The 14452-nt window shown below is 66.9% G+C and carries 13 protein-coding genes; 7 read left to right on the top strand and 6 right to left on the bottom strand.

Annotated features, from left to right (window positions below; all coding sequences use genetic code 11):
• The first annotated feature begins 1 nt into the window (after nucleotide 1).
• The 4 genes from AB0395_RS09965 (at nucleotide 2) to AB0395_RS09950 (ending at nucleotide 3866) form a co-directional block, all read left to right on the top strand.
• The gene (locus AB0395_RS09965; protein ID WP_366278793.1) at nucleotides 2-487 is read left to right on the top strand and encodes a hypothetical protein; all 486 of its coding nucleotides are present in this window, start codon (nucleotides 2-4) and stop codon (nucleotides 485-487) included.
• Between the two features lie 362 nt (nucleotides 488-849).
• Nucleotides 850-1017 carry a hypothetical protein gene (locus AB0395_RS09960; RefSeq protein ID WP_366278791.1) on the top strand — a complete coding sequence of 56 codons (168 nt, stop codon included), beginning with the start codon at nucleotides 850-852 and terminating at the stop codon, nucleotides 1015-1017.
• Nucleotides 1018-1554: 537 nt separating this feature from the next.
• Nucleotides 1555-3006 (top strand): hypothetical protein, encoded by a 1452-nt coding sequence (locus AB0395_RS09955; protein WP_366278789.1) that lies wholly within the window; start codon nucleotides 1555-1557, stop codon nucleotides 3004-3006.
• Nucleotides 3003-3866, top strand: coding sequence for a hypothetical protein (locus AB0395_RS09950; RefSeq protein ID WP_366278787.1), 864 nt, complete (start codon nucleotides 3003-3005; stop codon nucleotides 3864-3866). Before AB0395_RS09955 ends, AB0395_RS09950 begins: the two co-directional genes overlap by 4 nt.
• Nucleotides 3867-3960: 94 nt before the next feature.
• Here the strand turns inward: AB0395_RS09950 and AB0395_RS09945 are convergent, their stop codons facing one another.
• Together AB0395_RS09945 and AB0395_RS09940 are read right to left on the bottom strand one after the other, a co-directional pair.
• Nucleotides 3961-5256: a hypothetical protein gene (locus AB0395_RS09945; RefSeq protein WP_366278786.1), complete on the bottom strand. Its 1296-nt coding sequence runs from the start codon at nucleotides 5254-5256 to the stop codon at nucleotides 3961-3963.
• Nucleotides 5257-5258: 2 nt separating this feature from the next.
• Complete coding sequence (locus AB0395_RS09940) at nucleotides 5259-7814, bottom strand: hypothetical protein (protein WP_366278784.1); 2556 nt, start codon at nucleotides 7812-7814, stop codon at nucleotides 5259-5261.
• A 531-nt stretch (nucleotides 7815-8345) separates the two neighbouring features.
• Here AB0395_RS09940 and AB0395_RS09935 point away from each other — a divergent pair.
• Nucleotides 8346-8744 carry a hypothetical protein gene (locus AB0395_RS09935; RefSeq protein WP_366278782.1) on the top strand — a complete coding sequence of 133 codons (399 nt, stop codon included), beginning with the start codon at nucleotides 8346-8348 and terminating at the stop codon, nucleotides 8742-8744.
• A gap of 108 nt (nucleotides 8745-8852) precedes the next feature.
• Here AB0395_RS09935 and AB0395_RS09930 read toward each other — a convergent pair whose 3' ends face one another.
• Nucleotides 8853-9617, bottom strand: coding sequence for an SDR family NAD(P)-dependent oxidoreductase (locus AB0395_RS09930; RefSeq protein WP_366278780.1), 765 nt, complete (start codon nucleotides 9615-9617; stop codon nucleotides 8853-8855).
• 111 nt (nucleotides 9618-9728) lie between these two features.
• Between AB0395_RS09930 and AB0395_RS09925 the strand changes: the two genes are divergently transcribed.
• Nucleotides 9729-10583, top strand: coding sequence for a helix-turn-helix transcriptional regulator (locus AB0395_RS09925; protein WP_366278779.1), 855 nt, complete (start codon nucleotides 9729-9731; stop codon nucleotides 10581-10583).
• A 138-nt stretch (nucleotides 10584-10721) separates the two neighbouring features.
• Here the strand turns inward: AB0395_RS09925 and AB0395_RS09920 are convergent, their stop codons facing one another.
• Together AB0395_RS09920 and AB0395_RS09915 are read right to left on the bottom strand one after the other, a co-directional pair.
• On the bottom strand, nucleotides 10722-11171 hold the full coding sequence (locus AB0395_RS09920) for a DUF5615 family PIN-like protein (RefSeq protein ID WP_366278778.1): 450 nt from the start codon (nucleotides 11169-11171) through the stop codon (nucleotides 10722-10724).
• Nucleotides 11152-11811, bottom strand: a complete 660-nt coding sequence (locus AB0395_RS09915; RefSeq protein WP_366278777.1) for a DUF433 domain-containing protein — start codon at nucleotides 11809-11811, stop codon at nucleotides 11152-11154. Before AB0395_RS09915 ends, AB0395_RS09920 begins: the two co-directional genes overlap by 20 nt.
• A gap of 680 nt (nucleotides 11812-12491) precedes the next feature.
• On the opposite strand from AB0395_RS09915, the gene AB0395_RS09910 reads away from it, so the two are divergent.
• Entirely contained in the window at nucleotides 12492-12908 is a 417-nt protein-coding gene (locus AB0395_RS09910; protein ID WP_366278776.1) for a PPOX class F420-dependent oxidoreductase, read from the top strand.
• Between the two features lie 402 nt (nucleotides 12909-13310).
• Here the strand turns inward: AB0395_RS09910 and AB0395_RS09905 are convergent, their stop codons facing one another.
• On the bottom strand, nucleotides 13311-14432 hold the full coding sequence (locus AB0395_RS09905; protein WP_366278774.1) for an FAD-dependent monooxygenase: 1122 nt from the start codon (nucleotides 14430-14432) through the stop codon (nucleotides 13311-13313).
• Between the last annotated feature and the right edge of the window lie 20 nt (nucleotides 14433-14452).

Below are 14452 nucleotides of genomic sequence, written 5' to 3'. Positions count from 1 at the left end.
GATGGATGAATTCGCAGAAACTCTGGCAGAGCTGGCCGAGCTTGGCGGCGAAGGTCAAATCGACCACAAGGACGATCATGAGCGTTGGCGACTGTACTCAAACACACTGGCCAATTTAGACGATCTTCGTCTTCGCCTGCTGTTCCAGGCTGTGGGATGGGAAGACGATCCCGCGATCGCGCTGTCGGTGGTCCTGCGCGTGCTGGAGGTGATCCCTACAGCCGACAGGACTTCCTGGATCCACCGACTCGCGGACGACCGGAGCCGAGATTACGCCAGCGCGAGAGCTCACGACATCAGTATCCTAGAGTCTCTAACGGAGCCGTCTATGGATGTTGAACCAGGCTACGTGGAGCAGGAATGGTCCGAATGGCTACAGATACGTTTGGCGACCCTCAGTCGCGACGCTAGAATCCTGACGCACCTGGCGAATTCGGGAAGCACGAAACGCATCAGAAGAACGGCTTCCGAGCACCTTGGGAAGTGACACAGGACCGTCACACATGACCACAAAGTGTCACTGGAGACGCGGCAGGGAAATGGATTCCGCTCTTCACGCCAGAAGCAGCCCGGGCCTGCCCCAAGAGCAGGCCCGGAGGCGTCGCGAACGAACCGAATCCGGACTTCGGAGAGGTGTAGCGCTGGCGGGGGCCAATGATCCAGGGGTCTACATTCCTTCGCGATCGTTTGATGATCTTGATAGCCGGGATGTAGCTACTTCTTGGCCTCCGATGGCGGCGACCGGTCTGGCGACCCACAACGCCAGCGCCCAGCCCGTTCGAGACAGGGGACGAACTCGGCGGTCAGGCTCGATGGCATGAGCGATGACACGGAGTTGGAAGCCTGCCCGTGCTGCAGGTTCATGGCGAGATCGAGTTCACCAAGGGCGAGTGGCTCCTGGTCGACAGGCGCCTGGCCGAGCTGGCCGGTATCGGCTGCAGCTGCCGGACGGCGGACCATGCCGGTGCTGACCACCGCGGGACAGGACAAGTCCCTGACGGTGATCAGCGTGGCTGACCTACGCCTTACCGGGGAAAGGGAAAACGAGATTCGCCATGTGAACAGCACGGTAGGTAGTGCTGTTCACACTGATCACGGTCCCCCGCTGGAATCGTCCTAGCGCTGCTCCAGGTGGTCGAGTCACACGCCCCCTGGTTCCTCACCAGCGTCGCTGCAGGGTTCACTGCCCTGACGGGACTGCTCTTACGTACTCATTCAGCCCGCGTCGCCCTGCGCGCCTTGCGTCGTCGCTTCATTCCATAAGTCTGCAAATCAGACCAGAACGTCGTATCAACCGTTCTTGCCCCCCAAGTCTCCTGAGCCCTCATCTCGGTATGAGGAAGCCAGATCAGCACCAGCTTGGCGTGAGGCCGCCCCAGGACGATCGAAGCGCAACCCCTCGTACCGGATCACCGCGATCGCCGAACCCGCCTGCCGTCTCCTTCGTCCTTTGACAGATTCGCCGTATGCCGAAATGATCTCGCCTCCCGGCGGCGTGAACCGGTCCATTGGGAGGGCCGGGGAAGGCCCAGCAGCATCGAGGAGGGACGTCGAGTGTCCGTGACGGACCAGGAGCTCGCCACCGAGCTTCGCGAGCTTGCCGACCATCCCCATCTGACAGCCCGCCGGGATCAGTTGTGCGACCTCGCGGACGCGATCACCGACCCCGGCAAGGCGGGGCGCTGGTGTGAGATCGACCTGTTCGCCGCTTTCTCTCCCGACGACACCATCCTCACGGACGGCGAACCGGCGAGGAACGTGTCCTCGGGGAAGAAGCAGAGACGGTCTGGCAAGCTCGGTGCCGCCATCGGCCCCGCGCTCGTCTTCGTGCCGATCTTCATCACCTGGCTGGGGCTGATGATGGCCACCAGCGCCTATGGCGACGTCCTCGACGCGGGCGGCCCTGACGCGGCTCGCCGCCCCTTCCTGGAGATGTGGCAGCAGGGCTTCGACGGCAGGCTGCCCGGGTTCTTCAAGTTCGACAACATCGCGCTCTGCACCCTCGCGGCGATCTTCTGCCTCATCTTCTGGACCGTGTTCGAGAACATCACGAAGAACAGAAGCGAGGAGGCCGCGGAGCGGGACCTGGCGGCCCTCCGTGTACGGCTCCGCAACGCGCTGACCCAGGCGAGCCTCACGCTCGGCGAGGTGCGGCTCTCCTCCCCCGCCCGGTTCGGAGCCGAGCTCAGCAAGACGGCGGCCGACATCGGCTCCGTCGGCACGACGGCACGCAAGGTGCACACCGAGCTGGTCGAGGCGCTCACCCTGACCCTGGAGGTCACCCAGAGGACCACGGACGCGCTGACCGCCAGCGCGCTCGACGTGCGCGACGGCGTCGAGCTCCTCGGCAAGCACCTGGCGGCCATCAACGGCACCTGTGACGACCTCACCACGGTGGTCGCGCGGGCGTCGGCCATGATCGACAGTGCGGGGACCAAGACCGGACAGGCCGTGGCCAAGGCCGGAAACCAGCTGTCGACGACCATCTCGCAGACCACTCTCGACATGCGGCGTTCGTTCAACGACGAGCTCGTGCGCTCCATGAGGTCGGTCCAGGGCACGGTCTCCGGCCTGGACACCCGGATCGACAAGCTGGTCGACGCGACGAAGAGCATCGGCTACGCGGTCGACCGCGCGGCCATCTCGATCGACGCGGTCGGCTCGTCGACGGAGAAGGCCGTCGACCTCCTCGGCGAGCGGGTCAGCGACACCCTCGTCGGCACGACCGAGGAGTTCCGCCGGACCTTCGGCGGCACCGGCGCGGAGATCAGGGAGGCCCTCGAAGGCTGGTCGGCCACGACCGAGGCCCGTATCTCCCGCGTCGAGCGTCTGTCCGCTCTCACCGGCGACGGCCAGGGCCTCGGCGACGGCCAGGACTTCCGGCGCAGGACCGGCAATGGTGAGGGTCCGGACTCCCCGCGGAGGACCGGCGACGCCGAGACCGCCCGGCAACAACGGACCGGCGACGGCGACGGCCAGGACGTACGGCGGAGGACCACGCGGTGACCGCCCGCCGGAGGACCTCGACCTCGACCCTGCTGGCGGGCTGGCTCTTCGCCGACCTGCTGCTCGGAGTCACGATCATCATGCTGGGAGCCCAGGCTCCCGCCTCCCCGCAGGCCCGGCCCGTGGCGGACGTCGGCCAGCCCACGACGGACGCCACCCAGACCATGACAGACGTCGGCCAGCCCACAGCGGCCGTCGCCCAGACCATGACGGACGTCGGCCAGCCGACTGCGGCGGTCGCCCAGCCGACGGCGGACGGCGCCCGTCCATTGCGGGAGACCGTCCGGTCCCTGCCTGACCCCGTCCAGCCCTCGCCCGACGCCGCCCGGCCTTCACCGAGCCCCGGCCGGTCGTCGCCCACCCCCGTACGGTCGTCGCCCGACGCCGCCCATCCCCTGCCGAGCACCACAAAACCCTCCGCGGAGAAGAGTTCCAAGCCCGCCCGGCCGACCTCCTCCACGGGCTCTTCCCGCAGGCCCTCCCCGACTCCGTCCCCCTGTGTCAGCCGCCTCGGGGACGTCCAGGCGAAGCCGATCACGATCTCCTTCCAGCTCGCTCCCGGCATGGGTGACGACGCGCTGGCCGTACAGGTCAGGCAGGAGCTGCTCAGGCGCAGGGACCAGCTGGCGGGACGGCACGCGGGCATGGTCCTGACCTTCGGCGCGGACGGCGGGGCGGGGAACGGCGTCCGCCTGGCCACCCGGGTCAACACCGCCATCCGGGAGACCTACCCGCGCATCTTCGGCGCGGCCGTGACCCGCAACTTCCACGACCTCGCCGCCCCGCCCGGGTCGATCTCCATGGAGATCTACCTCATGACCTACGGCTGCTCCCCCACACCCGACCGGTCAGGATCCTGAGCTCTCCTGAGCGGCTACGGCCAGGGCCGCCTGTGCGGGCATGTCACGAGCACGGGTGATCCGGGCAGGGCGGAGCGCCTACCCCACGCCTCGCCTACCTCCTCGATCTCGCCGTGAAGAACATCGGATCCGCGTGGGCGAGCGCGTGGGACATGGTTCCGCGCAGGAAAAGACCGTGGCCGTGGGCACGACCGAGGTCGTAGTCGCCGTCATGCCATCCTCGTGACCGGTTGCCGACGATCTCCTCCTTGCCGTCGTGATGGTTCGCGAGGTAGTAGCGAAAGAACGACACCGGCAGGCACACCAGGCCGAACCGTCCGTCCGACGTGTAGGCCTCCGAGGCGACGCCTCTTTTCTCGCCTTTGCTTTCCTTCGCCGCGCCGTCGGACCAGGAAACGCTCTCCAAATCGAGGTTGACCCGGTCCGTCCAACTGTTCCCGCTCGGTATCGGATTACCGAGGCAGTGGTTGTAGTGACTGCGGTACACCGTGTAAACGTAAGCCCGGGCCTTTCTGTTGAACGACGCCCACTGACGAGCGCCCTCCCAGAGCCTGGCCAGGGCGGGAAGGCGCTCCTCGTCGTTGTTTCCGAGGTTGATGTCGAAGGCGTTCAGCTGCATCAGGTGTTCGGTGAAGAAAGGTTTCCTGCTGATCCGCCGCATCAGCTCGACCAGCCGATCCCCGCTGCGGCTGTACCCGGAGAGCATGACTCCGCCTATCTTGTCGAACTGCGCCGGGCCGGACGCGTTCAGCAGCGACGAGAGGGACCGGTAAATATCGGTCAGTGCGCCGAGCATGCCGTCAGGGGTGATCAGGTCGCTGAAGTTTCCGCTGACATCGGCGACCGGAACGACGTACGCGAGGTTCGGATCACGCTCGGTGACGGCCATGACATGATGGGCGACGCTCTTGAAATCGGCGCACAGATAGCGGGTTCCGAGCTTCACGTAGTACGGGACGCCGTCGGCGGGCAGCTTGCCCGTCCAGTAGGGACGTGAATTCAGGTATTCGCCTTCGTACGTCGGCGGATGGAAAAGGACGTGGAAGTTCAGCGGGGCGAGCAGGGCGCCCCTGCTCAGCCGGTTGGCGAGCGCGCTCGGGAGCCAGACGAAGAACAGCCGCGTCGTGCCGGAGTCACGCTCGAGCGCGAAGGCGCGCCCGGCGAACTCCTTCCTGTTGCCGTCGTTGATCCCGGCGGAGCCGAACGGCTCGGCGTGGTAGCTGATTCCGTCGGTGGCTCCCTTGTCGAGGATCTTCCAGCCGAACTTCCTGAGATCGCCGCCGGGGAGCAGCGCGGCCGGATCCGGCTCAACCTCTCCGGACGGCCCGCGCCGGAACAGCCCGCCGGGCTGGAGTTCCAGGACCGTGCGGCCGACGTCCCTCATCGCCATCGCTACGAGATCGTGCTGAGATTGGACGTGAGGGCGATGTCCGTGCCGGAGGACGGTGTGTACTCGTTCCACTCGGCGATGAGCGCGCCCTTCTCGCCCGGCTGGAGAATCGGCACGGGACCTTGCGTACCGCGGTGGGCGAAGGCGAGTCTGGCGACCGTGATGGTCCTCGAGTCGGGAATCCCGGTGACCATCTGGGCCTCCTGGATCTGCCGGTCATCCTCCACATCGATCACGACCGGTAGCCCGACGACGAAACCCGAGCTGTCGGCGACCCTGATGTTGACCGGATTGGCGCTCACCGCCACATCCACCGACGAGGTCGTGAAGACCGCGTCCTGGAGGCGCACGGCCGCCCTCGCGGGGTTGGCCGGCGGGACTCCGGGATAGTTGCGATCGTCGTACGCCGCGATCTCCTTCGCGATCGACAGATAGGGGGCGGGGATGTCGGCGCCGATGCCACCGCCCTCGGCGTAGCGCATCCAGCGCTCCTCCCAGCCCTTGCGCACGGTGAGCACGACCCGTGCGCTGCCGGCACGCAGGAACGCCTGCCGGTTCGGGTCCGGGTGACGCAGCTGCCGGATGAACTGCCAACTCGGCGGCACATCCCAGAAGTAGGAGTACAGGAACGTCACCACGTTCTCCCACTCGATCGCCTGGTTGACGAACCGGATGAGATCCTCGTACTGCCGGACCAGCGTCCACTGATCGGGGGTCAGCCCCAGGCTCGGCCCGTCGAAGCCGATGCCGTGCTCGAGGTCGACCTTCGCCGCCTTGAAGGCGTCCAGTACGGCGGGCGGCATGAAGTCGAAGTCGGTGCCGAGAATGAACCTCAGCACGCACTTCATGATCTCGTCGCTCTCCTCACGCCGCAGGGTCAGCGTGTCGACGCTCGCCAGCTTCTCCTCGATGGCCGCCACACGTGCCGCTATCTCCTGCTGCTGCGCGAAGTGTTCGTTCTGCGCGGCGTCGTACAGGGCGTTCCAGACATCGGTCCGCCACTGCTCGATCGCCTCCGGCGTCAGCTCCAGATTCACCGCGAGACGGACCAGCGCCTGCTCTGCGTGGTGGAAGAAGAAGGTGACCTTCTGGTGGCCGGTGTAGCCCTGCATGAAGGGCACGCCCGAGGAGACCGACATGACCCTGTGGTCCCGGATGACCAGCGCCCCGCCCTGGTTCTGCCATGCCCCTTCGATGCGGGACCCGATGACGTCGAAGTTCATTCCGTCGTCGGAGTCGTCCTTGCCGATATGGGCGTCCAGCCTGAGCTCCCGGATGCGTGTCCCTCCGGGAACGTCGAACTCGAGGTCGAGGAAGTGCCAGCCGCCCCCGGTATTGACATGGGCGCTCGGGGTCAGGGGCGTCGGGTCCGCGGGATACGCCCTGACCGACACGCCGTGGCGCTCGGCGAGCCACTGGTATTTCGGGACCCCGTTGGGATCCGGCTGGCCGTCCTGGTTGACGAGCTGCGGCGTGATGTCGGACCGCTTCACGTCGAACGTGAACGGGCCCTGCTGTGCCCGCAGCGATTCGAGCTCCGCGTACGCCCGCCGCATCGCCGCGCCCGGCTCGGGCACCACGACGTCGTACGTCAGGCGGAGACCGTACCGGTACAGCCGGACCCGCCACTTTCTCATGAGGCTGAAGTAGTCGATCCGAACGGGGTTGTTGCTCGAGTTCTTCAACACGCGCGTCGAAGTCTCGGACGTTCCCGTCTCCGTCTTCGTCGATATGGTGACCTTGTGCTCCCGCCTCGACCGTGACGAGGCCTTCTGGGTGGTCGTCCGCGCGTGCTTGATGCTCTCGGTGGCCGACAGCGACTCCGATCCCTGGGCCGTGAAGCCGGTGGTGCTCGAACCGGAGATGATGGGAATGCCGCCCTGGACCGTGCCCGTGATGTTGAACTGGTTGGAGTGCTGGCTCTGTGACGACGTCGACTGGGCGAGGTCCGTGTTGTCCGTCACTCCCGTCTCGCTGACCTCCTCCAGCGAGTCGGTGACGATCGTCGTGAACTCCTTCGAGGTGACGGACCACTCCGTGTGCGTGACCGCGGTCTCCTCACCTGGAGCGAGCGGAATGGTCGACACGAGCTCACCGCGCTGGATGCCGGCCGGAACCATCTCTATCCGTTCGAGATTGAGCAGCCCTATCGGTGGCGTCGCGGTGTTGGCCGCCAGGCCGCGCAACGCGACGGCGGCGGCGTTGAGCGCCTGGACGGATTGGCCGAGCTCGTACGGGGAATCCGCCGTCTCGGCCCGTTTCGTGTGCTCGGCGCGCTTCTCGATGAGCGCTTCGGCGAATCGCATCAGCTCCCTCACGGGAATCTGCGAGATCCCGGTGCCGTCAGGGCGGAGCGCGGGCACGATCGGGTCCTCGAAGGCCCTGAGGAGATCCAGGGTCTCGGGTGAGACGTGCGTCGCCTCCTCGTACTGCCGCTCGGCGTCCTGCAGCCGGTCGCGGACGTCGTCGGTGTCGCCCGGCTGCAGGGCCAGCTGCCGGATCGCCCCTAGTTTGATGATTCCGCCCCCGAGTCCGCCGTCCGTCGCGGGGACCTTCACCGGTACGAGCGTTCCTTTGAGAATCTCTCTTGCCGAGTTGTCGAGCACTGGCGCGGATGGGGGATTTGGATTATCGGCGGCAGTCGACATGGCCTACCCTTTTTTAGATTTATCCCGACCTAGGCACAATGCCGCGTTTTGTCCACTTTAAGGGCATAGAAAGGAGAGGGGAAACGCGAATACGCGGCGTTACGCGCCCTCAGGGTACGCCTTCACCCCTCTTTAAGACAGGTCGCTATACCGATTCCATCTAACGTCCGATGCCCTCAACGGCGAAGCAGATGAACAGTTGAGAGAAATAGGCATTTTATGGAGCTTTGTCGGTGATTGCTTTCCGCCCTCATCTTGCCGCGACCGGACGGCGGACCAGGCGGAGTACGGTTCCCGGCGGCCCTGCCCGACCCGTCGACGGTGGACCACAACACTGTCCCCGCGTCCCGGACAGACCATGATCAGCAGTGACCGACGTCGTCGGCGAGCTCGCGATGCCTCGTGGCATCGACCATGATGAGATCCGGGATCATGCGACACATGGACACGGGAACGACGGACACGGACGGCGTCCTGGACCGGGGGCCGGTCGGGCGGTGGCGTACGGCGGGCGGCACCGCGACCGTGCTGGCCTGCGACGAGGTGGTGTTCGCCCCGGACGGCACGGGCCTGCTTCACACCCACTCGGTGGTCTTCGGCCCGGAGACCCTGGAGTTCCGGTGGCGCATGCCGGGCCGGGCGTGCCTGTGGATCCGGCTGACGGACACCGACAAGAACGACGACCTGACGGACACCGACGAAGCCGGCGACGGCGAGCTGATCTCCCTGGAGTTCCGCTCACACGAAACCGACACCGGACGGCAGACGGTGCTCGCGGAAACCGGCCAGAACGGCTTCTGGCTCCTCCTCGACCCCCTGGAACGAATCGGCGACACCTGACCCGACGTCCCCTCACATCGACGCCGAGATCACGGTAAATCGATGCCGACGGCTTGAGAATCGGCGCTGACCACCGAGTCGACGCTCGCGCCGATGGTCCGTGTTCGGCTATTCGCCGTGCGGGTCGGACGCGTTGAGCGTCTCGACGACCTGGTCGTAGTCGCCGCGCGCCTCGCCGTACCGCAGGAACTTCACCCGCTCGACCTGGATCTCCTTCGCGTCGGGCTGGGCCTGGAGCAGTGCGACGACCTCCGCCACGAACTTCTCCAGCGGCATCGCGAACTCGCTGTCCTCCTGGCCGGGCAACAGCGAGGTGCGGACGGACGGCGGTTCGAGCTCCACGATCTTCACGCTCGTGTCGGCGAGTTGCAGCCGGATCGACTCGCTGAGCATGTGGATCGCGGCCTTCGACGCGTTGTAGCTGGGCGTGACCTTGAGCGGTGCGAACGCCAGGCCCGAGGAGACCGTGACGATGGTGGCGTCCGGCTGCTTCTGCAGGTGCTCGACGAACGCGGCGATGAGGCGGATCGGGCCGAGCAGGTTGGTCGTGATGACCGACTCGGCCGAGGCGAGAAACGACTCGGGCCTGTGCCAGTCCTCAATGCGCATGATGCCGGCCATCGTGACGAGGACGTTGAGATCCGGGTACCTGACCAGTACCTCCTTCGCGGCGGAGTCGATGCTCGCGGGATCGCTCGTGTCGATCCGTACGGTTCCGAGACCAGGGTGCTCGGCGGCGATCCGCTCCAGCACGTCGGCCCGCCGGCCACCGACGATGACCCGATTCCCCTTGGCCTCCAGTTCCAGAGCGAGAGCGAGACCGATGCCGCCCGTGGAGCCCGGAATGAAGACGGTGTTTCCTGAGATGTTCACAGGTCCAGCCTGAGCCGTGGGCCGCGGCGTGTGCAGAGAGCGCCTATCGGGGGATCGGCGATCCCTGGTTCCCGGTCGTCGGCCCCTGGGCGCGGGGCGGATACTGAATCCATGGACCGCAGCGCGCTCGCCGACTTCCTGCGCCGCCGCCGTGAGACGCTGCAGCCGCAGGACGTCGGCCTCCCGGCCGGCGCGCGCCGCCGAGCCCCGGGCCTGCGGCGCGAAGAGGTGGCGGCCCTCGCCGCGATGTCGGCCGACTACTACACACGGCTCGAACAGCAGCGCGGTCCCCAGCCCAGCGAGCAGATGCTCACCTCGCTCGCCCGTGCGCTACGGCTGACGGGCGACGAGCGCGACTATCTGTTCCAGATGGCGGGGCACAACCCTCCGGTGTCGGTGACGGCCGCGACACACGTCGCCCCCGCGCTGCTGCGGGTGCTCGACCGCCTCGACGACACCCCGGCGCTCATTCTGTCCAACCTGGGCGAGACGCTGGTGCAGAACCGGATGGCCGACGCCCTGTTCGGCGACAAGTCCGGCTACACGGGCCTCGCCCGCAGCGAGATCCACCGTTGGTTCACCGTCCCCTCCGAGCGGCTGCGCTACCCCGAGGACGACCGCGACAGGCAGAGCCGCGCCCAGGTCGCGAACCTGCGGGCCGCCTACGGATCGATGGGCCCCCTGTCCCGGGCCGGTGAACTCGTCCGGGCCCTGCAGAAGGCGAGCACGGAGTTCGCCGAGCTGTGGGACCTGCACGAGGTCGCCAAGCGCTTCGAGGACCACAAGACGCTGATCCATCCCGAACTCGGCCCGATCGAGCTGGACTGCCAGGCGCTGTTCACCGAGGACCAGTCCCAGACACTGCTCGTGCTCACCGCGCCTCCACGCACCGAGGGCTACGAGAAGCTGCAACTGCTCGCCGTCCTGGGCCAGGAACACTTCGGCACCCCCCGAAGAAACCGCTGAGCCCGCCTGCCCCAGCCCGAGGTACCCGCGGTGACTTACAAGAGGCCTCGAGACGAGAGAACGAGCGGCGCCTTGTGGCTCACCTTCACCACGCGTGCCAGAGCACGCTGTGATGATGGTGGAACGGACGGACAAGGACTACGCCGAATCCGGCCAGTATTTGGGCGGGGAAACGGCCGGGTCCACAACACGAAGGCGGCTGGCCGGAGTCGGGTCGATGCCGCGCAGTGTCACCAGACGTTGCCCGTCCGCCCCGGCGAGAAGTTCCAAGGCAGCGGGAAGACCGGCGGCGACCGTGGCGATCGCGAGCCCGACTCCGGCCAGCCCCGGATGTCTGTGGGGATACTCGATCCGGTGCAGCCCGGAGGCGGCGATCGCCGCCACCTCTCTGGGACGCTGCATCTGCCGGGCGTCATTGGTCAGGATGACGTGGAATCCCTCGTCTATCGCCCGAGGATAGAGATTCTCGTCCTTGGTCCCGGACCAGCGATCGAGATCGAGCAGGTGAACGATCTCGTGATTCAGCACAAAGGCCTTGATGGCCTGATGGAGAGGTCTGGAGACGTTCTCATCCAGCAGCAGCCTCACGCGGCTCCCAGGGGGGATCGGGATCGTAACTGTCGACGTAGTCGGCGAAATCAACGGCGTCCAGGGCCGCGGTGGCCGTGACGCTCGGATAGTAGTCAGAGATCCGCTCCGGCGAGACTCCGTCTCTGAGCAGAGCGGCGACCTCGTCGTAGGGAACGCGCGTGCCCTCGATCACCGGCACCCCGCCGCGAACCGCCGGATCCACCATCACATGAGCACGAGGCTGCAGCAACGACGGGATGTGTCTGCCGTCGCGGTAGAACGGCTGCAGGACGTCGACCATCTCGTGAATGACGACGTTGGCCTTCTTCTGGACCAGATCGACGGCCTGATCGGAAGCGGCCAGATAGATGGTGCCTTCGTCGGCGACCAGGGTGTAGGACGACAGATGGTCCCGCTCCTTCAGATCGTCGCGAAGCGTGTCGAGCGCCCGTCTGATCTTCTGCAGTGAGGCGTGGTTGCGCAGCTTGACACAGGTCCTCAGCGCCACCACGTCTCGGAAGGAATAGAGGACCGGTCGCGTACCGGAGACCTCCGGGATCAGCACCGCACCCCGGCTGGCCCGGGCGGTGCGCCAGTGCGCGAGCTGGCGAAGCGTGGCGCCTGACAGCGCCGCGGCCAGCTTCGGATCGTAGACCACCGCTTCTCCCTCCCGTACTCGGCGAACCAGCCCCCCGCCTGGCCATCATCGCAAATCTCCCCCGACCCGTCAGGCATTGGACGGTCTGCGCCTCACGGTTTCAGCTTGGGCCGCCGGAGACCGCCTCTCGCCTCCAAGAACTCCGCTTTGAGTGTTTCTCCGTAATTCCTGCCGGTTGCTTCCGCTCTGAACACCGGGCTTCGCCGCCAGAAAAAGATGATGACATAAAGCGAAGCAATCATTACATCCAGCTATGGCACTGTCAGCAGATTGCCGCATCCCGAGCCGCTCGCCGTCAGGCGGCCAGCCCGTCGTCCAGGTGGTCACGGACCTCGCGGACCGTCACGGCGCCACCGTACGGCTCGGATCGACCAGCGAGCCGCCGACGACGTCCAGCCGCCCCTCGGGGAACACCGACGAGGTGACCGGCGTGCACCACAGGTGCTTTCCGCTCGACATCGGCCGGCGGTAACCCCAGTTCGCGAGCAGTTCGACGAGGCAGAGCCCACGGCCGCTCTCGTCGTCCAGGCCTGGCTCCTGAGGACGGGCGGGGCATGGAACGAGCCGCGTACGGAGGGTCGGGAATCGGCACCACGTGAGATGTGACACCGTGGGCATACGTCTCGTGAACCACATGCGCCACCTCCACCACAGGGACGCCGACGCGAAGAGGAGAGATCATGTCGAAGCCGCCGCTTCCCGAGGAAGCAGTCGCCATGTTGAGGAAACCGAATCCCGCCGTCATCACGACGCTTCAGCCCGACGGCCAGCCGGTGTCCACGGCCACCTGGTACCTCTGGGACGACGGCCGGATCCTGGTCAACATGGACGAGGGCCGCAAACGGCTGAGCTACCTACGCAACGACCCCCGGGTCACCCTCACCGTGATCGACGAGGGCAACTGGTACACCCACGTCAGCATCATCGGGCACGTCGCCGAAATCCGCGACGACGAGGATCTGACCGACATCGACAGGCTGTCCCAGCAGTACGGCGGGCAGAAGTATCCACGGCGCGACCGCGGCCGGGTCAGCGCCTGGATCGAGATCGACCGCTGGCATGGCTGGGGCACGCTCAAGGACAACAGCCAGGTCTGACGCCCACGCCCGCCCGGGCATCGGCGGCTGGGATCGCCTCTCGATCTCCCCCGATCCCGGGCGCGCATCAGGCATCACGCAGTCACGGGAATCCGCGGTACGGGCGACCTCCAGCACCGCCAAGACTCTCTTGGCGGTGCTGGACGAAGCCGCTCAGGCTCACCCGCACTCCCGGTCGCATGGTCGTGATCGCGACTTGGCCCGCCGCGACGTTCCGGGGAGACGAACGCTTTCAGGTCAGGCGGAAGCTCTGGCGCCCGGCGCCGGGTCGCGTCGAGATGACCAGATGATCGACGGCCCGCGCCCCCGCAGCGACAGCTGACAGGCCCCGGCCGGGGGATCATCTACTTTGGTACCCCGCACGAACGGCGGGAGGTTTCTTGAGAGCCGCGGCCGGAGTGGTCACCCGGCCGCCGCGCTGAGGCGGTTGCTGTAGCGGGCGAGCATGCTGGTCTGGGAGGTCTCGGGGAACAGGCGGCCGATCAGCGGTGGGATGCGCCAGTTGGCGGGACTGCGCCTGGCCAGCCGAGAGACCAGGGACACGCGCGGGTAGCGGGCCTTCTCGTAGGCGCGCAGCCGTACCGCCGGATCGCCGCCCTTGGCGAGCTCGCGTCCGAGCACCCACACGTCCTCAAGGGTCTGGTTGGCGCCCTGCCCCAGGGTGGGGGGCATGGTGTGGGCGGCGTCGCCGATCAGGGTGACGCGGCCCTCTCCCCAGACCTGGCGGACCTTGTTCCAGTGGTGCCCGAAGAAGCCGAGGTCGTCCTCGGACACGGCGGCGAGCACCTCGGGGACGGGTGACGCCCAGTGCCCGAAGCGGCGCCTCAGCTCGGCCAGCGGTGCGGCGGGCCGTGGGTCGGTGGGTGACCAGCGCACGTCGAACCACCACTGCAGCATGCCGTCCCCGGCCGGGATCAGCCCGCACGCCCCCTCTCGCCCGGTGATCATGAGATGGAGGTGCGTGCGGGTGAGGTCGATGTCGACCGGGCTGCGGCCCTGCCAGGTGCCGAAGGTCGCAGACCGGACGACGCCCTCGCCCCACAGGTGGCGCCGTACCACCGAGTGGTGGCCGTCGGCTCCGATGAGCAGGTCTCCCGTGGCCGTCGTCCCGTCGTCGAAGGTCACCGTGACCCGGTCACGGTCCTGAGTCAGGCTCTGGCATCTCATGCCATAGCGGATGAGGTCGTCGGGCAACCCCTCGCCCAGACGATCCAGCAGGTCGCGGCGGGCGATCGTCCTGGTCTCGAAGCCGAAACGCTCGGCCGTGTGGACGAGGTTCATGGTGGTGCGCAGCCGGCCGTCGGAGGTGAGTGCGTCGATCCTGTCGATGCGTCCTCTCACCCCCTCCAGGCTGACGCCGAGATCGTTCAGTACGGCGGCGCCGTTGCTGAAGATGGTCAGCCCCGCTCCCCCCACCCGCCGGGCAGGAGCCTGCTCGAACACCCGCACTCGATGCCCGGCGGCCAGCAGGCCTCGCGCGACGGCCAGACCGCCCACCCCGGCACCGATGACAAGGATCTCCATATTTACTCCAGTTCGAAGTA

It is taken from the genome of Streptosporangium sp. NPDC051023, assembly GCF_040689595.1.
In the GTDB taxonomy this organism is placed as follows: domain Bacteria; phylum Actinomycetota; class Actinomycetes; order Streptosporangiales; family Streptosporangiaceae; genus Streptosporangium.
The sequence above is the reverse complement of the archived record's forward strand: the minus strand, read 5'-3'. Positions and strand labels throughout refer to the sequence as shown.

What these genes read in the sequence shown, in the direction of transcription:
- AB0395_RS09965 (WP_366278793.1), top strand. Translation starts at nt 2, where the DNA reads ATGGATGAATTCGCAGAAACTCTGGCAGAGCTGGCCGAGCTTGGCGGC.
- AB0395_RS09945 (WP_366278786.1), bottom strand. Translation starts at nt 5,256, where the DNA reads ATGGCGATGAGGGACGTCGGCCGCACGGTCCTGGAACTCCAGCCCGGC.
- AB0395_RS09935 (WP_366278782.1), top strand. Translation starts at nt 8,346, where the DNA reads ATGGACACGGGAACGACGGACACGGACGGCGTCCTGGACCGGGGGCCG.
- AB0395_RS09925 (WP_366278779.1), top strand. Translation starts at nt 9,729, where the DNA reads ATGGACCGCAGCGCGCTCGCCGACTTCCTGCGCCGCCGCCGTGAGACG.
- AB0395_RS09910 (WP_366278776.1), top strand. Translation starts at nt 12,492, where the DNA reads ATGTCGAAGCCGCCGCTTCCCGAGGAAGCAGTCGCCATGTTGAGGAAA.
- AB0395_RS09905 (WP_366278774.1), bottom strand. Translation starts at nt 14,432, where the DNA reads ATGGAGATCCTTGTCATCGGTGCCGGGGTGGGCGGTCTGGCCGTCGCG.